Source organism: Streptomyces javensis (assembly GCF_039525925.1).
GTDB lineage: Bacteria > Actinomycetota > Actinomycetes > Streptomycetales > Streptomycetaceae > Streptomyces > Streptomyces asiaticus.
Window position 1 is genome coordinate 231,035 of record NZ_BAAAIF010000004.1, and the last position, 18,320, is coordinate 249,354.

At 71.0% G+C, this 18,320-nt stretch carries 20 protein-coding genes; 6 read left to right on the plus strand and 14 right to left on the minus strand.

Annotated elements, in window-relative coordinates:
* Nucleotides 1-328: 328 nt before the first annotated feature.
* Entirely contained in the window at nucleotides 329-2,698 is a 2,370-nt protein-coding gene (locus tag ABD329_RS06465; RefSeq protein WP_344316086.1) for an ATP-binding protein, read from the minus strand.
* Between ABD329_RS06465 and ABD329_RS06470 the strand changes: the two genes are divergently transcribed.
* Complete coding sequence (locus ABD329_RS06470; protein WP_344316087.1) at nucleotides 2,691-3,062, plus strand: hypothetical protein; 372 nt, start codon at nucleotides 2,691-2,693, stop codon at nucleotides 3,060-3,062. The genes ABD329_RS06465 and ABD329_RS06470 overlap by 8 nt on opposite strands.
* A gap of 176 nt (nucleotides 3,063-3,238) precedes the next feature.
* Here the strand turns inward: ABD329_RS06470 and ABD329_RS06475 are convergent, their stop codons facing one another.
* From ABD329_RS06475 to ABD329_RS06485, 3 genes are all read right to left on the minus strand, one after another.
* Complete coding sequence (locus ABD329_RS06475; RefSeq protein ID WP_014054940.1) at nucleotides 3,239-3,562, minus strand: STAS domain-containing protein; 324 nt, start codon at nucleotides 3,560-3,562, stop codon at nucleotides 3,239-3,241.
* Nucleotides 3,563-3,717: 155 nt separating this feature from the next.
* Complete coding sequence (locus ABD329_RS06480) at nucleotides 3,718-4,566, minus strand: 3-hydroxyacyl-CoA dehydrogenase family protein (RefSeq protein WP_198281917.1); 849 nt, start codon at nucleotides 4,564-4,566, stop codon at nucleotides 3,718-3,720.
* Nucleotides 4,567-4,662: 96 nt separating this feature from the next.
* Nucleotides 4,663-5,304, minus strand: coding sequence for a TetR/AcrR family transcriptional regulator (locus ABD329_RS06485; protein WP_198281916.1), 642 nt, complete (start codon nucleotides 5,302-5,304; stop codon nucleotides 4,663-4,665).
* A 79-nt stretch (nucleotides 5,305-5,383) separates the two neighbouring features.
* Between ABD329_RS06485 and ABD329_RS06490 the strand changes: the two genes are divergently transcribed.
* From ABD329_RS06490 to ABD329_RS06500, 3 genes are all read left to right on the plus strand, one after another.
* Nucleotides 5,384-6,166 carry an ABC transporter ATP-binding protein gene (locus tag ABD329_RS06490; RefSeq protein ID WP_198281915.1) on the plus strand — a complete coding sequence of 261 codons (783 nt, stop codon included), beginning with the start codon at nucleotides 5,384-5,386 and terminating at the stop codon, nucleotides 6,164-6,166.
* A 65-nt stretch (nucleotides 6,167-6,231) separates the two neighbouring features.
* The gene (locus ABD329_RS06495; RefSeq protein WP_344316088.1) at nucleotides 6,232-6,987 is read left to right on the plus strand and encodes an ABC transporter permease; all 756 of its coding nucleotides are present in this window, start codon (nucleotides 6,232-6,234) and stop codon (nucleotides 6,985-6,987) included.
* A gap of 23 nt (nucleotides 6,988-7,010) precedes the next feature.
* Entirely contained in the window at nucleotides 7,011-7,583 is a 573-nt protein-coding gene (locus ABD329_RS06500; RefSeq protein ID WP_344316089.1) for a cob(I)yrinic acid a,c-diamide adenosyltransferase, read from the plus strand.
* Between the two features lie 97 nt (nucleotides 7,584-7,680).
* On the opposite strand, the gene ABD329_RS06505 is transcribed toward ABD329_RS06500, so the two are convergent.
* Nucleotides 7,681-8,232 carry a hypothetical protein gene (locus tag ABD329_RS06505; RefSeq protein WP_198282269.1) on the minus strand — a complete coding sequence of 184 codons (552 nt, stop codon included), beginning with the start codon at nucleotides 8,230-8,232 and terminating at the stop codon, nucleotides 7,681-7,683.
* Nucleotides 8,233-8,395: 163 nt separating this feature from the next.
* Here ABD329_RS06505 and ABD329_RS06510 point away from each other — a divergent pair, with 163 nt between their 5' ends.
* Nucleotides 8,396-9,634, plus strand: a complete 1,239-nt coding sequence (locus tag ABD329_RS06510; RefSeq protein ID WP_425574289.1) for a sensor histidine kinase — start codon at nucleotides 8,396-8,398, stop codon at nucleotides 9,632-9,634.
* Between the two features lie 23 nt (nucleotides 9,635-9,657).
* On the plus strand, nucleotides 9,658-10,347 hold the full coding sequence (locus tag ABD329_RS06515; protein ID WP_344316090.1) for a response regulator: 690 nt from the start codon (nucleotides 9,658-9,660) through the stop codon (nucleotides 10,345-10,347).
* A gap of 117 nt (nucleotides 10,348-10,464) precedes the next feature.
* On the opposite strand, the gene ABD329_RS06520 is transcribed toward ABD329_RS06515, so the two are convergent.
* The 9 genes from ABD329_RS06520 to atpB form a co-directional block, all read right to left on the minus strand.
* The gene (locus tag ABD329_RS06520) at nucleotides 10,465-10,914 is read right to left on the minus strand and encodes a DUF2550 domain-containing protein (protein WP_198276172.1); all 450 of its coding nucleotides are present in this window, start codon (nucleotides 10,912-10,914) and stop codon (nucleotides 10,465-10,467) included.
* Between the two features lie 120 nt (nucleotides 10,915-11,034).
* A complete protein-coding gene (locus tag ABD329_RS06525) occupies nucleotides 11,035-11,412 on the minus strand; it encodes a F0F1 ATP synthase subunit epsilon (protein ID WP_037951023.1) in 378 nt (125 codons plus the stop codon).
* 111 nt (nucleotides 11,413-11,523) lie between these two features.
* Nucleotides 11,524-12,969 (minus strand): F0F1 ATP synthase subunit beta, encoded by a 1,446-nt coding sequence (atpD, locus tag ABD329_RS06530; RefSeq protein WP_198276173.1) that lies wholly within the window; start codon nucleotides 12,967-12,969, stop codon nucleotides 11,524-11,526.
* Between the two features lie 4 nt (nucleotides 12,970-12,973).
* Nucleotides 12,974-13,888: a F0F1 ATP synthase subunit gamma gene (locus ABD329_RS06535; RefSeq protein WP_198276174.1), complete on the minus strand. Its 915-nt coding sequence runs from the start codon at nucleotides 13,886-13,888 to the stop codon at nucleotides 12,974-12,976.
* 4 nt (nucleotides 13,889-13,892) lie between these two features.
* Entirely contained in the window at nucleotides 13,893-15,464 is a 1,572-nt protein-coding gene (atpA, locus tag ABD329_RS06540; RefSeq protein WP_198276175.1) for a F0F1 ATP synthase subunit alpha, read from the minus strand.
* Between the two features lie 89 nt (nucleotides 15,465-15,553).
* Nucleotides 15,554-16,369: a F0F1 ATP synthase subunit delta gene (locus ABD329_RS06545; protein ID WP_198276176.1), complete on the minus strand. Its 816-nt coding sequence runs from the start codon at nucleotides 16,367-16,369 to the stop codon at nucleotides 15,554-15,556.
* Nucleotides 16,366-16,929, minus strand: a complete 564-nt coding sequence (locus ABD329_RS06550; protein ID WP_037951034.1) for a F0F1 ATP synthase subunit B — start codon at nucleotides 16,927-16,929, stop codon at nucleotides 16,366-16,368. Before ABD329_RS06550 ends, ABD329_RS06545 begins: the two co-directional genes overlap by 4 nt.
* Nucleotides 16,930-16,967: 38 nt before the next feature.
* Nucleotides 16,968-17,210, minus strand: a complete 243-nt coding sequence (atpE, locus tag ABD329_RS06555) for an ATP synthase F0 subunit C (protein ID WP_037951036.1) — start codon at nucleotides 17,208-17,210, stop codon at nucleotides 16,968-16,970.
* Between the two features lie 77 nt (nucleotides 17,211-17,287).
* A complete protein-coding gene (gene atpB / locus ABD329_RS06560; protein WP_020868409.1) occupies nucleotides 17,288-18,097 on the minus strand; it encodes a F0F1 ATP synthase subunit A in 810 nt (269 codons plus the stop codon).
* Between the last annotated feature and the right edge of the window lie 223 nt (nucleotides 18,098-18,320).

An 18,320-nucleotide genomic window follows, 5' to 3' on the forward strand; every position in this document is an offset into this window, starting at 1 on the left:
GCTGCTCCGGCGCATGACGAGCGAGCCCTGGGGCGAAGCACCCCGCCTTCCAGCCCTCCGGCACATGACGAGCCGGGGCTGGGACGGAGCCCCGCCTTCCAGCCCCTCCGGCACTTGACGAGCGAGCCCTGGGACGGAGCCCCGCCATTCAGCCTCTCCGGCGATTGAGGAGCGGGGTCTGGGGCGGAGCCCCAGTTGCGGGGAGGGGCGGGTAGGGGAACAGCCCGCCGCAGGCGTCCGGACAACCCCTGAGCCGACCACATCACGCCACCGGGGCGGGGCACCCCCTGGCGCGATCCGGCCGCCCCCGCACCGCCGTCCCGGGCCGCTACGCGACCGGCGTGGCCGTGCTCGACGCCGTGTGGGTCGTGGGGGCGCTCGCCGTGGTGGAGGTGTCGCCGGTGGGGGTCGTGGTCGGGGACGACGTCGTGGGCGTCGGCTTCGTGGGCTCGCCGGTCGGCGTCGTCGGCCGGCCCGTCGGCGGCTTGGTCGTCGGTCGCGGGTCGGAGGTCGTGGGGTGCGAGGACGGCGAGGAGGGCGGCCGCTCGGTGTCCGAGGGCGAGCCGCCGGTGGACGACGGGCCATTGGTCGCCGTGGAGCCGCTGGGCGAGCCGCTGCCGCCCGGCGCGGTCGGGGACGTGGACGCCTTCGGCACCCCGCTGAGGCCCGGCTGGGGGGCCTGGCTGGTGCCGCTCGTGGGCTCGTCGGCGGTCAGGCCCTTGTCGTCGTCACGCTGACTGGCCGAACGGTCCGGCTTGACCTTGTCGGCCGGGCTGTCGGAGTCGTCGCCCAGGGTGCCCAGGGTCACCACGGTGCCGAGCACGGCCACCAGGAGCACACCCGCGGCCGCCGCCACCACGTTGCGTCGGCCACCGTGCGCCGCCAGCCGCCGCAGACCGCCCGGCTTGCCGCCCGGCGGCCCGGCGGCGGCGGCGGAGGTGGAGGCGGCGGCCGAGGCCACGGGGGTGGCGGGGGCCGCCACAGAGGTACGGGAGGCGGACGGGACCGCCGCGGTCACCGCCGTCGTGGCCGCCGTGCCGCCCATGGCGGCCATCGGCGTCGTCGTCGCCACCTTCGGGGTGACGATCGTGGTCTCGGTGTCGTCCGGCGCTCCGCCCGCCGCCAGGGGCGCCGCGTCGTCCTTACGGTCCGCGTCGTCCTTACGGTTCCCACCGCTCGTCCCGAACGCCCCGGCCATCGCCGAGCCGGGCGAGCGGTCGGCGACCAGCGCCAGCGCGCGTCGGCCCGCGACCGTGCCCCGCTTGTCCGCGAGGACGCCGCGCAGCCCGATGGACGCCTCGAGCTCGGCGCGGGCCCGGTCCAGATGGCCCGTGCACAGCGCGAGGACGCCCAGCTCGTGGTGGAAGTACGCCTCGTCCGCGACCTGTCCCGCCAGCCGCGCGGCCTCCTGGCCGTGCCGCACCGCGCGCTCCCAGGCGCCCCAGTGCAGCGCCGCGGCGAGCGCGGGCGCGGCGGCGCGGGCCAGGAGCACGGCGGCGTCGGCGTGGCCCGCCTCGCGGCTGCCGATGAGCGCGGTCATCGCCGCGAGGATCGCGTCGGCCTCGGCGGCGACGCGCTCGGGGGCCACCGAGGGGTGACCGGCCCACCAGGCGTAGTGCTGGGCGACGGTGTGCGCGCGCCCGGCGTCCTCGTCGGCGTAGCCCGCCTCCGCGAGCTGCGCGGTGACGCGCGCCGCCAGCCGGTAGTGCGATCCGGCCGAGGTGACGAGGCCGCAGCCGAGTAGCTCACCGAGGGCCGCGTCCGCGTGGGTGTCCGCGGACAGCGCGCGCAGATGCACCTGGTCCGGGCATTCGCCGCCGAGCGCGACCGCGAACCGCAGCGCGTCGCGGGCCGCCTCGCTCAGCCCGGCGGCGAGCAGCGCGGCGGGGGACGCCGCCTCGGCTATCGAGGGCAGCGGGGCCTCGGCCTCCGCCCCGGAGGCGTCGTCGCGCTGGGCGTCCCGCTGCCGCAGCAGCGCGCCCGCCTGGACGAAGCGCAGCGGCAGCCCCTCGGACTCGAACCACAGGTCCGCCGCCCAGCTCGCCTCGTCCTCGTCCAGGGGCCGTCGTACGGCCCGCTCGAGCAGCTGGAGTCCGGCCGTACGGCTGAGCCCGGAGAGGAAGACCTCCTCCAGGTGGGAGTCGGGGGACGGCGCCGGGACATCGGGGGTGGCGGAGATCAGGAACGCGCATTCGGGGGTCGCGTCGAGGAACTCGTCCAGCGCGGCGCCGCCGAACTCGATGTCGTCCAGGACGACGACCGCGCCGATCTCCTGGACCGCCGCCAGCAGCTCCGCGCGGTCCGGCCGGTGGAGCGGGGCGCTGAGGACGGCGGCGTAGAGGTCGTGGAGGAGGTCGGTGGGGGTGCGGTGGTAGCCGGAGAGGCGTACGACACCGTCGGGCGCCAGCCGCTCGCAGTCGGAGGCCACGGCCTCCAGCAGGGTGCTGCGCCCGGCGCCGGAGGGCCCGGTGACCCGCACCGAGCGGCCGCGGGCGAGCAGCCGGGCGAGCCGCTCCCGCTCCTCGTCGCGCTCCAGCACCGGCAGTTCGGGCACGACGGTGCCGGACGGGCGGGGCGCGGCGGCGGCGCGGCGCAGCTCGGCCCGCTCGTCGGGGCCGTGGCGCTCGGGCCGGGCGGGCCGCTCACCGGGCGGGCAGGGTTCTATCTCGCTGCCGTCGACGGGGTTGACCGTGAGCACATGGTCACCGGCGACGATGCGCGCGGTGCGGGCCGGGGACGCGGAAGCGGGCGCGGAGGAGGCGGAAGAGGCTGACGAGGCGGACGAGGGCGGGGAGGCGGACGCACCGGACAGCGGGGCGCCCAGCGGGGGCGTCGGTATGTCCCCCGTCGGCCCCGTCGCCCCTATCGGCCCCGTCGCCCCTGTCGGCCCCGTCGGGCGCCGCGACGAGCCGTCCCCCGGGCCGTCCGCCGCACCCGACGCACCCGCCGCACCCGCCGCACCGGAAGCGGCACCCGGCACGGTCTCGTCGTGGCCGTGCTCCTGCGATCCGCGGTTCTTCGGGTCCAATGTCCTTGCCCCCCAGATGCGTGGCGTGCTGTAAGGCTCCCCGGCCTGCCTTCGCTTCTGGTCCGGTGCCGCCGTAGGGAATGTGTTCGGCGCTCACCGAACCCCGGGCCGTATCAGACGGCCTGGACCTGCTCACAGTATCCACCGCGCCGGAGGTGGCCCACGCCACCCCGGACAACCCACCGGCCCGGGGCGGGCGGTCCCCGCCGCTCAGACGCGCGGCAGGGACTCCGCCTCCAGTCCGCCCTCGATCGCGAGGATGCGGTGCAGCCGGGTGGCCACCAGCAGCCGCTGCATCTGGGGCGGCACCCCGCGCAGCACCAGCCGTCTGCCCACCCGGCCGGCCCTGCGGTGCGCGCCCATGATCACCCCGAGCCCGGTGGCGTCCCAGGAGTCCAGTTCGGTGAGGTCGAGGACGAGATCCCCGCCGCCCGCGTCGACGGCGGTGTGCAGGGCCGTACGGGCGTCCGCCGCGCTCCGGACGTCCAGTCGGCCCCCGACGACCAGCTCGGCGTGGTCGCCCCTGATGTGCATATGCGCTCCCCAATACGGTGCGTCGTGTCGTCAATGCGCCATTTCTGTCTACAGAACTGACTGCCTCTCACACGAGGAAGTTGCCGTCTGTAAGCGAACCGATACCGAATTCACCCAGGAGGGTGAGTTCCGGGCCTGGCGCCGCACCAAGGCCCTCAGTAGCGGTAGAAGCCCTCGCCGCTCTTCCGGCCGATGTCCCCCGCATCGACCATCCGGCGCATGATCTCCGGCGGTGCGAACTTCTCGTCCTGCGACTCGGTGTAGATGTTGTCGGTGGCGTGCAGCAGGATGTCCACGCCGGTCAGGTCGGCCGTCGCGAGGGGTCCCATCGCATGGCCGAAGCCCAGCTTGCAGGCGGTGTCGATGTCCTCGGCCGTGGCGACCCCCGACTCGTACAGCTTCGCCGCCTCCACCACGAGGGCGGAGATCAGCCGGGTGGTGACGAAACCCGCGACATCGCGGTTGACGACGATACAGGTCTTGCCGACGCCCTCCGCGAACTCCCGTGCGGCGGCCAGGGTTTCATCGCTCGTCTTGTGTCCGCGCACCAGCTCGCACAGCCGCATCATCGGCACCGGCGAGAAGAAGTGGGTGCCGACGACCCGCTCCGGGCGGCGGGTGGCCGCGGCGATCTTGGTGATCGGGATGGCCGAGGTGTTCGAGGCCAGGATCGTGTCGTCCTTGACCAGTTCGTCGAGGGTGCGGAAGATCTCCCGCTTGACCTCGATCTTCTCGAAGACCGCCTCCACCACGACATCCGCGTCGGCGGCGGCGTCGAGGTCGGTCGTGGTGGTGATCCGGCCCAGCGCCCGCTCGGCCTCCTCCGCCGCCAGCTTGCCCTTGGAGACGAACTTGTCGTACGAGGCCCGGATGGTGTCCGTACCGCGCCGCAGCGCCTCGTCGGTCACATCGCGCAGCACCACGTCCCAGCCGGCCTGGGCCGAGACCTGCGCGATACCGGCCCCCATGAGTCCGGCTCCGATGACCGCGAGCTTCTTGGCCACGACACACTCCCTCTGTTTCCGACCGACTTGGTCACAGTCCGATGTGCCGGACCTTAACGTCCGTTCACCCCTGCGGGCAGCCCCCCGTAACGCGCGTCACGGTGTGTTCTTCGCCGCATAGTTGAGGACCGTGTCGCTCAGGAGCGACTCCATGACGTCGACCTTACGGAGGGCGTCCTCGGCGACGGCGTCCACGCCGCCGCCCTCCGCGAGCCCGCGGATGATCGAGCGCAGCACCGCGTTCTGCAACCCGACGAGCTGGTGGGCGATGAACTCGGGTCTGGGGTCCCCGGGGTCGGCGGCGGCCTCCTCGCGCAGGGTGACGCCGAGCTGGTGGACCGCCTTGCCCTGGATGGCGAAGAGCCTGGCCATCAGCGTCGGGGACTCCACGATGACCTGCCGGAACCGGTCGTAGCCCTCGCTCAGCCCGACATAGGGGTGCCGTTCGCGGATGTCCTGGCGCAGCTGGTCCATCAGCGCCCGCGCCGCGGACTGTCCGGGCGCGCGGTCCCGTACGAGCCGGGAGGGGCGGTCGACGACCTCGTCCTCGCGGTCGACGAAGAGGTCCTCCTTGGTCGGGAAGTAGTTGTAGACCGTGTTGACGGAGACCTCGGCCGCCTCGGCGATCTCCGCGATCGTGACCGCCTCGAAGCCGCGCGCCATGAACAGCCCGGTCGCGACGTCCGAGATGTGCTGCCTGGTCTGCCGTTTCTTCCGCTCCCTGAGTCCTTCCGCCATGCCCTCATCCTAGCTTCGCTGGGGCTCATTGATTTTTGGAGTGATTGCAAAATTGGTGCTGCTCTGTTTTTCTGGAGCCATGGCAGTCATCACGACGAACGGCCTCACCCACACCTTCCGGACCAAGCGCGGCCCGGTGGCAGCCGTGCGCGGTATCGACCTGACCGTCGAGCGCGGTGAGATCCTCGGCTTCCTCGGACCCAACGGAGCGGGCAAGACCACCACGCTGCGCATGCTCACCACGCTGCTCCCGCCCACCGGCGGCAGCGCCACCGTCGCCGGGCACGACCTCGCCCGTGATCCGGCGGGCGTACGCCGGCGGATCGGCTACGTGGCCCAGTCCGGCGGGGTCGATCCGACCGTCTCGGTACGGGAGGAACTGCTCACCCAGGGGCGGCTCTACCGGATGGGCAAGGCCGAGGCGGCCGCCCGCGCCGGGGAGCTGGCCCGGGACCTGGGCCTGGCCGAGCTGCTGGACCGCCCCTGCGCCGCGCTCTCCGGCGGCCAGCGGCGGCGGCTGGACATCGCCCTCGGCCTGGTCCACCGGCCCGAGATCCTCTTCCTGGACGAGCCGACCACCGGGCTGGACCCCGGCAGCCGCGCAGACCTCTGGCAGTTGATCCGCCGGCTGCGCGCCGAACACGGCATGACGGTCTTCCTGACCACCCATTACCTGGACGAGGCGGAGGCGCTCTCCGACCGGCTGGTCATCGTCGACCAGGGCCTGGTGGCCGCCGAGGGGACGGCGGAGCGGCTCAAGGCCGAGCACGGCGGCGCTCCGGACGCCACCCTCCAGGACGCCTTCATCGCCATCACCGGGCGCGGCACCACCCCCCGGGACCCCGCCCCGCTCGCCGTCTGACCAGGACACCCCTCGCAAGCCCCGCCTGACCAGGACACCCACCGCAAGCCCCGGAAGAAGGCCCGATGCCTCATCTCCTCTCCGACACGGCCCTGATATTCGGCCGCTACGCCCGCCAGACCGTGCGCTCCAAACCCGCCCTGATCTTCGGGATGGTCCAGCCGCTGCTCTTCCTCGTCTTCTTCGGCCCGCTGCTCACCGATCTGCCGCTCGGCGGCCGGGCCGACTCCTGGCAGACCATCGTCCCCGGCATCCTCGTCCAACTCGGCCTGTTCAGCGCCTCGTTCACCGGGATCGGGCTGATCCTCGAACGCCGTACGGGCGTCATCGAGCGGATGCGGGTGACCCCGGTCAGCCGGCTAGCGCTGCTGATGGGCCGGGTGCTCAAGGACGTCGTCCAGTTGCTGTGGCAGTCCCTGGCGCTGGTGTGCGTCGCCGTGGCGCTCGGGCTGCGCGCCCCGGTGCTGGGCGTGGCGATCGGCTTCGTCTTCGTCGGCGTGCTGACCATCTCGCTCGCCTCGCTCTCCTACGCGTTGGCGATGCGGGTGTCCTCGCCGCAGGGGTTCGCGCCGGTCATCAACTCCGTCACCATGCCCGCGATGCTGCTGTCGGGGATCCTGCTGCCGATGTCGCTCGGGCCCCGCTGGCTCGACATCGCCTCGCACTTCGTGCCGTTCCGCTATCTGGTGGACGGGGTGCGGGCCGCCTTCGCCGGGGAGTACGGGGACGGGAAGATCGCGCTGGCCGCGCTGGTCGCCACCGCGCTCGCGGCGGTGGCCGTCACCCTCGGGGCGCGGCTCTTCCAGCGGGCCGGCGCGTAGGGCCGCCGCGTAGGCTCGGAGCCATGGTCAATCTCACCCGTATCTATACGCGTACCGGCGACACGGGCTCCACCGCCCTCGGCGACATGAGCCGCACCGCCAAGACCGATTCGCGGATCGGCGCGTACGCCGACGCCAACGAGGCGAACGCCGCGATCGGGGTGGCCATCGCGCTGGGCCAACTGCCCGCCGAGATCGTCAAGGTGCTGGTCCGCGTCCAGAACGACCTGTTCGACGTGGGCGCGGACCTGTGCACACCGGTGGTGGCGGACCCCGCCCATCCGCCGCTGCGCGTGGAACAGAGCTACATCGACAAGCTGGAGGCGGACTGCGACCGCTTCCTGGAGGGGCTGGAGAAGCTGCGCAGCTTCATCCTCCCGGGCGGCACCCCGGGCGCGGCGCTGCTGCACCAGGCGTGCACGGTGGTACGCCGCGCCGAGCGCTCCACCTGGGCGGCGCTCACCGAGCACGGGGACTCGATGAACGCGCTCACCGCGACCTATCTCAACCGGCTCTCGGATCTGCTGTTCATCCTGGCCCGCTCGGCCAACAAGGAGGTCGGCGACGTCCTGTGGGTCCCGGGCGAGAACCGCTGAAAAACCACGGGCCCCGCCGGCCCGGCGGCGCGTGGCAGCGCGTTGCCGGGGCCGACGGGGCGGGGCGGGGCTCGTCGTCGTCTGCCCGGTACGGGGGTTAGCGGGCAGACGACGCGGAGCGCTCCCGCTTGGGAAAGAGCGTGTAGCTGAGGGCGATGGCCACGTTGATGCCGATCAGGAAGAGCATGTTCCGCTGCCAGTCGCGCAGCGAGCCGATCTCGCCGTCGTCGCCGACGTACCAGATCCCGCCCTGGAGCAGTGCCATGGCGATGACCGCGGCCAGCACCCAGCGCCCGGCGGTCTTCCACTCGTGCAGCGTGCGCGCCGCACCGTACTTCGCGGGCTTGACCGGCGGCGGCCCGCCGAAGAAGCGGTGCGCCACCCGGGCGTCGACCCATTTGATCGTCGAGTGGCCGAGCGCGGCCGAGTAGCCGATGTAGACGGCGGCGAGACCGTGCTTCCAGTCCGGTTCGGCGCCGTTCCTCAGGTCGATCACGGTCGTCACGAACAGCACCACCTCCAGCACCGGTTCGCACAGCAGCACCACGGTGCTCGCCTTCGGCATCTTCGCCACGTAGCGCAGCAGAATGCCGATGCCCAACAGCACCCAGAAGCCGACCTCACAGGCGATGATCAGCGCGACAACCACGATGTTTCCTCTCTCGCTCTGCCCTTGGTCCCAACCCTCCCCCGTCGACCGGGCCGGGCGCGTCGTCGGCTGCGATGAATCCCGACTGCATCCTTCGATGTACGCCACCGGGCGGCGGGCCCGCCCCCAAGGGGGAGGTCCGTCCGGCGCGCCACATGGTGTGATGGGTGCCATGCCGTCCCCTCCCCACCTCCCACGCCCACACCGGCATGACGTCCTCATCGCCCTGAGCGGACTGCTCGGCGGGGCCCTGATGTGGGCGGTCGGGGTGCACAACAACCAGTCGTTCCTCCACGCGCCCCGCTGGCTGGGGGTGATCGCGCTGGTCGTGATCTCCGCGTGCGAGCTGCTGCGGCGCTCAAGGCCCCTCGTCGGCCTGGGCGTGGGGACCGCGGCGCTCTCCCTGGACATCCTCAGCGGCGGACTGGCCGTGACGTTCCTGATGTACACCGACCTGGTGTACTCGGCCGTCCTGTACTCCGGCCCCACCGCCGCCCGGCGGATCCCCCGGATCTGCTGGCTCCTCACGGGCCTGGCCACCGTGGTGCCGCTGGCCATCTACAACGACCCCCTGGCGCTGCTGGTCGGCTCGTTCGTCGCGCTGCTCACCCTCACCCCGGCGTGGACCGGGTCGGTGATCCGCAACCACCGCGAGGAGGCCGCGGCCGCCCGGGTGGAGGCCGAACGGGTCGCGCTGCTGGCCGAGTTGGACCGGCGGGAGGCGGTGGCCTCGGAGCGCTCCCGGATGGCGCGCGAACTCCACGACATGGTGGCCAACCACCTCTCGGCCATCGCCATCCACTCCAGCGCCGCGCTCTCCCTGAAGGACCCCGCCGCGACCGACGAGGCGCTCGGCGTCATCCGGGAGAACAGCGTGCGCGGCCTGGCCGAGATGCGCCGGCTGATCGGGCTGCTGCGGGACCCCGGGGAGAGCTCGGAACCGGCCGCCACCTCCACTCTCGACGCGCTCGACACCCTGCTGGAGCAGGCCCGCACCAACGCCCGCGCCGGCGGCCAGGACATCGTCCTGAGCGACGAGCGGCCGCCCGGCGCCGCCCCCCTGCCCGCCCCGGTCGAGCTCGCCGCGTACCGCATCGTCCAGGAGTCGCTCACCAACGCCCTCAAGCACGCCGCGCCCGGCCGGGTGGACGTGACGCTGGCGCACCGCGCGGACGGCCCGCTCGAGGTCAGCGTCGTCAGCCCGTACGGCGACCGCGAGGGCCCCCGGGCGCCCGGCTCCGGCACCGGGCTGATCGGGATGCGCGAGCGGGTGTCCCTGCTCGGCGGCACGCTGGACGCCGGTCCGGTCTCCGGGCCCGAGGGCATGGTGTGGCGGGTGCGGGCCGCGCTGCCGCTGGACGACGAGAGCGCTCAGAGCAAGAGCGCTCAGACTGTGCCATGACCCTTCGACGACCGGGAGCCGCCGTGACCCCGCCCGCCCCGCCCGCCCGTTCCGCGTCCAAGCCGATCCGGGTGCTGGTCGCCGAGGACCAGGGCGCGGTCCGCTCCGGACTGGTGCTGATCCTGCGGTCCGCCCCCGATGTGGAGGTGGTCGGCGAGGCGGTGGACGGCCTCCAGGCGGTGGAGATGGCCAGGGCGCTGCGCCCCGATGTGGTGCTCATGGACGTCCAGATGCCCCGGCTCGACGGGGTGTCGGCCACCCGCCAGGTGGTCGCCGAACAGCTGGCCGATGTGCTGGTGCTGACCACCTTCGACCTGGACGAGTACGTCTTCGGGGCGCTGCGCGCGGGCGCCGCCGGGTTCCTGCTCAAGGACAGCGAGGCGGCCGATCTGATCGAGGCGGTCCGTACGGTGGGGCGCGGCGAGGGCATGATCGCCACCGCGGTCACCCGCCGACTGATCGCGGAGTTCGCCCGGCCCCAGGCCGCCCCCTCCCCCACCGCGCCCAGCCCCGAGGTGCTGGCCACGCTCACCCCGCGGGAGCGGGAGGTGCTGGCCTGTCTGGGGCAGGGGCTGTCGAACGCGCAGATCGCGGAGCGGCTCACCATGGCGGAGGCGACGGTGAAGACGCATGTCAGCCGACTGCTGAACAAGCTGGAGCTGCGCAGCCGGGTGCAGGCCGCGGTGCTGGCCCAGGAACTGGGCGTACGCTGAGCAGGTCAGAGGAAAGTCCGCTACGGTTCGGGCAGCGCCCCGAAGGGGCGCGGGGAACTGCGCGACCAGCCACGACGGCGCCGCAGTCGGCCGACGACGACACCTCCAGCGGACCCCTCAGGCCACGTTGACGCGCTGCCCGGGAGGCGCGGCCTCCAGCCAGGCCAGAAAGCCGGTCAGGGCGTCATCGCTCATGGCCAGTTCCAGCCGGGTGCCGCCGTGCCGGCAGGCGAGCACCACCGCGTCGGAGAGCAGCGCCAGCTCCTCCTCGCCCTTGGGGGTGCGCCGCTCCAGCACCTCGATCGAGGCGCGCTCCAGGATTCGCCGGGGCCTGGGCGCGTAGGAGAAGACCCGGAACCACTCGACGCGGTCACCGTTGTAGCGGGCGACGCCGTACACCCAGCCCTTGCCGCTGGGCTCGGATTCGCTTGGCGGTGGATCCCAGCGCAGTGAACAGTCGAAGGTTCCGCCGGACCGCTGGATCAGCCGCCGCCGGAGACCGAAGACGAAGAGTCCCACCACCACCAGCGCGACGACCACGCCGCCCACAAGCAGAGCGAGGACCATCTTCACCGACCTCCTCGCGTCATCGGGAAAAACCGCACCTGCATCGCCTCAGCCGCGGACCGCTGAAGGGGAGCTCCAGCGAGGTCCGCGGCTGAGGTTTTCCGACCGTACGTGACAGGCTCAGTGCGCTCCCGCCACCGCGCGCAACCGGACGTCGGCGCGCCGCTCGGCGGCGGCGTCCGCCTCCGACTTGGCACGCTCCAGCGCCCGCTCCGCGCGCTTCACATCGATCTCGTCGGACAGCTCCGCGACTTCGGCCAGCAGTGAGAGCTTGTCGTCCGAAAACGAGATGAACCCACCGTGCACCGCGGCCACGACCGTTCCGCCGTCGACCGAACGGATGGTCACCGGGCCGGACTCCAGCACACCGAGCAGCGGCTGGTGGCCGGGCATGACGCCGATGTCACCCGATGTGGTGCGCGCGATGACCAAGGTGGCCGCACCGGACCAGACACTACGGTCCGCCGCGACCATCTCGACGTGCAGCTCAGCAGCCAACGTGGCTCCTCGGGTCTCTCCCCGCCGGGTAGGGCGGGGCTTTCGTCAAAGAATAACGGGCGTACGGAGAGGGGCGGGACCGGGCCCGCCCCTCTCGCGGAGCTACCGGGCTCAGGAGACGCCCAGCTCCTTGGCCTTGGCCTTGAGGTCGTCCAGGCCACCGCACATGAAGAACGCCTGCTCGGGGAAGTGGTCGAACTCACCGTCGGCGATCGCGTTGAACGCGGCGATGGACTCGTCCAGCGGCACGTCCGATCCGTCGAGACCGGTGAACTGCTTCGCCGCGTGGGTGTTCTGCGACAGGAAGCGCTCGATACGACGGGCGCGGAAGACGGTGAGCTTGTCCTCCTCGCCGAGCTCGTCGATGCCCAGGATGTTGATGATGTCCTGGAGGTCCTTGTACTTCTGGAGGATCGACTTCACGCGCGAGGCGCAGTCGTAGTGGTCCTGCGAGATGTAGCGCGGGTCCAGGATCCGGGACGTCGAGTCCAGCGGGTCCACCGCCGGGTAGATGCCCTTCTCCGAGATCGGCCGGGAGAGCACCGTGGTCGCGTCGAGGTGCGCGAAGGTGGTCGCCGGGGCCGGGTCGGTCAGGTCGTCCGCGGGGACGTAGATCGCCTGCATCGAGGTGATCGAGTGACCACGGGTCGAGGTGATGCGCTCCTGGAGGATGCCCATCTCGTCGGCCAGGTTCGGCTGGTAGCCCACCGCGGAGGGCATCCGGCCGAGCAGGGTCGAGACCTCGGAACCGGCCTGGGTGAAGCGGAAGATGTTGTCGATGAAGAACAGCACGTCCTGCTTCTGCACATCGCGGAAGTACTCCGCCATGGTCAGACCGGCCAGGGCGACCCGCAGACGGGTGCCCGGGGGCTCGTCCATCTGGCCGAAGACCAGCGCGGTCTGCGGGAGCACGCCGGACTCGGCCATCTCCTCGATCAGGTCGTTGCCCTCACGGGTGCGCTCGCCGACACCGGCGAACACGGAAACGCCCTCGTGCAGCTTGGCCACACGCATGATCATTTCCTGGATGAGCACGGTCTTGCCGACGCCCGCGCCGCCGAACAGACCGATCTTGCCGCCCTTGACGTACGGGGTCAGCAGGTCGACGACCTTCAGACCGGTCTCGAACATCTCGGTCTTGGACTCGAGCTGGTCGAAGGCCGGGGCCTTGCGGTGGATGGACCAGCGCTCGGTGACCTCGGACTCGGCCTCGGGCTCGTTGAGGATCTTGCCCAGGGTGTTGAACACCCGGCCCTTGGTGACATCGCCGACGGGCACCGTGATGCCGTCGCCGGTGTCGGTCACCGAGGCCTGGCGGACCAGACCGTCGGTGGGCTCCATGGAGATGGCGCGGACCAGACCCTCGCCCAGGTGCTGGGCGACCTCGAGGGTCAGGATCTTCTTCGCACCCTCCTGCGCCGGGTCGGCGACCTCGACGGTCAGCGCGTTGTAGATGTCCGGCATCGCGTCGACGGGGAACTCCACGTCGACGACCGGGCCGATGACCCGCGCGACGCGGCCGGCGGCCACAGCGGTTGGCTCAACAGTGGTGGTCATAGTGTCAGTCACTCCCCGCGGAGGCGTCGGCCAGAGCGCTCGCGCCACCGACGATCTCGCTGATTTCCTGGGTGATGTCGGCCTGGCGGGCCGCGTTGGCAAGCCGCGTGAGCGACTTGATGAGCTCTTCGGCGTTGTCGGTCGCCGACTTCATCGCCCGCCGGGTGGCCGCGTGCTTGGAGGCGGCGGCCTGGAGCAGGGCGTTGTAGATACGGGCCTCGACATACCGGGGCAGCAGGGCGTCCAGGACGTCCTCGGACGAGGGCTCGAAGTCGAAGAGCGGGAGGATCTCGCCCTTCTTCTCCTGCTCCTCCGCCTTCTCCGCGAGGCTGAGCGGCAGCAGCCGGTCCTTGACCGGGGTCTGCGTCAGCATCGAGACGAACTCGGTGAAGACGATGTGCAGCTCGTCCACGCCGCCCTCGGCCGTGTCCTTGAGGACGGCCTCGATCAGCGGGCCCGCGATCTTCTTGGCGTCCGCGTAGGTCGGGTTGTCGGTGAAGCCACCCCACGACTCCGTGACCTTGCGCTCACGGAAGGAGTAGTACGCCACACCCTTGCGGCCGACGATGTAGGAGTCGACCTCCTTGCCCTCGCGGGTGAGCCGCTCGGTGAGCTCCTCGGCCGCCTTGATCACGTTGGAGGAGTAGCCGCCCGCGAGACCCCGGTCGCTCGTGATGAGCAGGACCGCGGCCCGGGTCGGGTTGTCGCTCTCCGTGGTCAGCGCGTGCTGGGTGGTGGAGCCCTTGGCGACCGCGCCCACCGCCCGGGTGAGCTCGGTGGCGTACGGAGTCGACGCGGCCACCTGGCGCTGCGCCTTGACGACGCGCGAGGCGGCGATCATCTCCATCGCCCTGGTGATCTTCTTGGTCGCGGAGACGGACTTGATCCGCCTCTTGTAGACCCTCAGCTGGGCACCCATGCGCTCAGTCCTCGCCCAGCAGCTTGCCGCCCGAGGTCTCGAACTGCCGCTTGAAGGAGTCCACGGCCTCGCCCAGCGCCTGAATCGTGTCGTCGGACATCTTGCCGCCCTCGACGATGCTGGTCAGCAGCGACTTGTGCTCACGGTGGAGGTAGTCCAGCAGCTCCCGCTCGAAGCGGCGGATGTCCTCCACGGGCACGTCGTCCATCTTGCCGGTGGTGCCGGCCCAGATGGAGACGATCTCGTCCTCGGTGGAGAACGGGGCGTACTGCCCCTGCTTCAGCAGCTCGACCATGCGCGCACCGCGCTCCAGCGACGCCTTGGAGGCCGCGTCCAGGTCCGAGCCGAAGGCGGCGAACGCCTCGAGCTCGCGGTACTGGGCGAGGTCCACCCGGAGGCGGCCGGAGACCTGGCGCATGGCCCGGTGCTGGGCGGAGCCACCGACCCGGGAGACCGAGATACCGACGTTCAGGGCCGGGCGCTGTCCGGCGTTGAACAGGTCGGACTCCAGGAAGCACTGGCCGTCGGTGATGGAGATGACGTTGGTCGGGATGAACGCCGACACGTCGTTCGCCTTGGTCTCGACGATCGGCAGACCGGTCATCGAACCGGAGCCCATCTCCTCGGAGAGCTTGGCGCAGCGCTCCAGCAGCCGGGAGTGCAGGTAGAAGACGTCACCCGGGTAGGCCTCACGGCCCGGCGGGCGGCGCAGCAGCAGGGACACCGCGCGGTAGGCGTCGGCCTGCTTGGACAGGTCGTCGAAGACGATCAGGACGTGCTTGCCCTCGTACATCCAGTGCTGGCCGATGGCCGAGCCGGTGTAGGGGGCCAGGTACTTGAAGCCCGCCGGGTCGGACGCCGGGGCGGCGACGATCGTCGTGTACTCCAGGGCGCCGGCCTCCTCCAGCGCGCCGCGCACGGACGCGATGGTGGAGCCCTTCTGGCCGACGGCGACGTAGATGCAGCGGACCTGCTTCTTCGGGTCGCCGGAGCGCCAGTTGTCGCGCTGGTTGATGATCGTGTCGACGCACAGCGCGGTCTTGCCGGTCTGCCGGTCGCCGATGATCAGCTGACGCTGGCCACGGCCGATCGGGGTCATCGCGTCGACGGCCTTGTAGCCGGTCTCCATCGGCTCGTGCACCGACTTGCGCTGCATGACCGTGGGGGCCTGAAGTTCGAGGGCGCGGCGGCCCTCGGTCTCGATCTCGCCGAGGCCGTCGATCGGGGCACCCAGCGGGTCGACCACGCGGCCGAGGTAGCCCTCGCCGACGGCGACCGAGAGGACCTCGCCGGTGCGGTGCACCTGCTGACCCTCCTCGATGCCGCTGAACTCACCGAGGACGACCGCACCGATCTCGCGCTCCTCGAGGTTGAGGGCGAGGCCGAGGGTGCCGTCCTCGAACTTCAGCAGTTCGTTCGCCATGGTCGAGGGGAGACCCTCGACCTTCGCGATGCCGTCGCCGGCAACGCTGACCGTCCCGACCTCCTCGCGCGAGGCCGCGTCCGGCTTGTACGCCTGGACAAAGTTCTCCAGCGCGTCCCGGATCTCCTCCGGCCGGATCGTGAGCTCCGCCATCTGGGTTCCCTGCTCTCCTTGTTGGGCCCGAAGTGTTTGACTACGGCCCAACTCGGGCCGCTTACATGCTTGTTGAGTTGGTGGCTGTGTCAGCCGGCCATCCGCCGGGTCGCCTCTTCGAGACGGTCCGCGATGGTCCCGTTGATGACCTCGTCGCCGATGCGCACCGAGATCCCGCCGAGGACCTCGGGGTCCACGTCGAGGTTCAGGTGCATCTTCCGTCCGTACAGCTTCCCCAGTGCGTCACCGAGCCGCTGCTTCTGCCGGTCGCTGAGCGGCACCGCGGAGGTGACGACCGCGACCGTACGGTCCCGGCGCGCCGCCGCCAGCTTGGACAGCTCGTCGAGACCCGCCTCCAGGCTACGACCCCGCGGATGGGTCACCAGACGGATCACCAGCCGTGCGGTCCGCTGGTCGGCGCGGCCGCCGAGCAACTCGGTGACCAGCCCGGACTTGGCGGAGACGCTCGCGCGCCGGTCGGTGAGCGCGCCGCGCAGCTCGGACGAGGAGGAGACGATCCGGCCGAACCGGAACAGCTCGTCCTCCACGTCGTCGAGGGTGCCGGCCCGCTCGGCCGCGACCAGGTCGGCGGCGTTGGCCAGCTCCTCGAGCGAGTCCACCAGGTCGCGCGAGCGCGACCAGCGGGAACGGACCAGGCCGGAGATCAGGTCGATGGTCTCGCCGCCGACCTGTCCGCCCAGCACCCGCGCGGCAAGCGTGGCCTTGGCCTCGCCGGGCTGCGCCGGGTCGGTGAGGACCCGGCGCAGCGAGACCTCGCGGTCGAGCAGCGCGGTGACGGCGGCCAGCTCATCGGCAAGCTTCGTCGCGTCGACGGCGGTGTTGTCCGTCAGGGCGTCGAAGCGCTCGCGCGCGGCTGCCAGTGCCTCCCGGCTCGCTCCGTTCATCGGCCGGCCTCGGCCTTCGAGCCATCGGTGGCCTTCGCCTCGAGCTCGTCGAGGAACCGGTCGATGGTGCGGCTCTGCCGGGCCACGTCCTCGAGCGACTCACCGACGATCCGGCCGGCCAGGTCGGTGGCGAGCCTGCCCACGTCCTGGCGCAGGGTCTGAGCGGCCTGCTTCCGATCGGCCTCGATCTGCGAGTGACCGGCAGCGATGATCTCCTCACGCTGCCGCTGGCCCTCCGCGCGCATCTCGGCGATGAGCGCGGCGCCCTGCTCCTGCGCCTCCTGGCGCAGTCGCGCGGCCTCGTGACGGGCGTCGGCGAGCTGGGCTCGGTAGTCCTCGAGGACCTGCTGGGCTTCGGCCTGAGTGGCCTCGGCCTTCTCCATGCCGCCCTCGATCGCCTCGCGGCGCTCCTCCAGAACCCGGTTGATGTTCGGGAGGAGCTTCTTGGCGAGGAAGATGAAGACGATGGCAAAGGCGATCAGGCCGATGACCAGCTCCGGGATCGGCGGGATGAGGGGGTTCTCACTCTCCTCAGCCGCCACCTGTACCAGGGCGTTCACATCAGTGCCTTCCGTCTGTCGTGGTTAAAGCGGTCCGTTCAGGACTTGAAAAGGAAGCCCATGACGATACCGATCAGCGCGAGCGCCTCACAGAAGGCGAAGCCCATGATCTGGTTGGCGCGGATCAGGCCGGCCGCCTCGGGCTGACGGGCCAGGGCCTGGGTGCCGTTACCGAAGATGATGCCGACGCCGACGCCGGGGCCGATGGCGGCGAGACCGTAGCCGATCGAACCGAGGTTGCCGGTGATGCCGTCGGCGGCGAGGGTCTGGAGAGCGGACATGCCGGTTCTTCCTTTGCGTTTCATGGGCCGGTGGGGGTTGGCCACCGGACGTCTGATGGTCTGGGAGGCAGGTGTGCTCAGTGGTGCTCGGCGAGCGCGCCCTGAACGTAGTTGCAGGCCAAGAGCACGAAGACGTACGCCTGGACAGCCTGGATGAAGAGCTCGAAGGCGGTCAGCAGAATCGTCATCACGAAGGACGCGCCCGCGTAGGCGATCCCGATGCCGTTCAGCAGGTACCAGGAGCCGATGGTGAACATCAGCAGCAGCAGGTGGCCGGCGAACATGTTGGCGAAGAGCCGGACCGCGTGGGTGAAGGGCCGGATGATCACGTTCGAGAAGAACTCGATCACGACGATCATCGGCAGGATCGCGCCGAGCTCCTTGTCGTAGCCGGTGATGTTCTTCCAGCCGCCGACGAAGCCGTGCTTCTTGAAGGTCAGGTACATCCAGAGGACGTAGACGATGGCGGCGAGACCGGCCGGGAAGGCGATGATCGACGTCACCGGGAACTGGGCGATCGGGATGACCGACCACAGGTTCATGATCCACACGAAGAAGAACAGCGAGACCATGAGGGGGACGTACTTCTCGCCCTCCTTCTTCCCGAGGGCCTCGTAGACCAGCCCGCGGCGCACGAAGTCGTAACCGGCCTCGCCCACCATTTGCAGCTTGCCGGGGACCACCTTGGCCCGGCCGAACGCGGCCCAGAAGAACCAGACAATGGCGACGGTGCCCAGCAGCGCGAGCAGCATCGGCTTGTTGAAGTCGAATCCGCCCACCGAGAAGAGCGGCTCGAACTTGAACGAATGGAGTCCGGGTGCCGGGAAGCCGCACCCGTCGAAGATGTGGCAGTTCGTCTCGAAGGCGAGCGTCTGGTCAGAACTCACCGCGAGCTCCTTCAGCGTGGCGCATGGGTACGGCAACCTCGTTGTGTCGGCGCGGCACGCGGCCACGGAACGGCACTGGACTGGTCTTACGAATGTGGGGGCGGCTGATCGGCACGTGGCCGAGTGGTATGTCGGGCATCAGCTGCATGGGCCGCCGATTCCATCCCGTGAATTCCGGGGGTTCAGCTACCTGCGCCCGCTGTGCCTCAGATGGCACCGGACG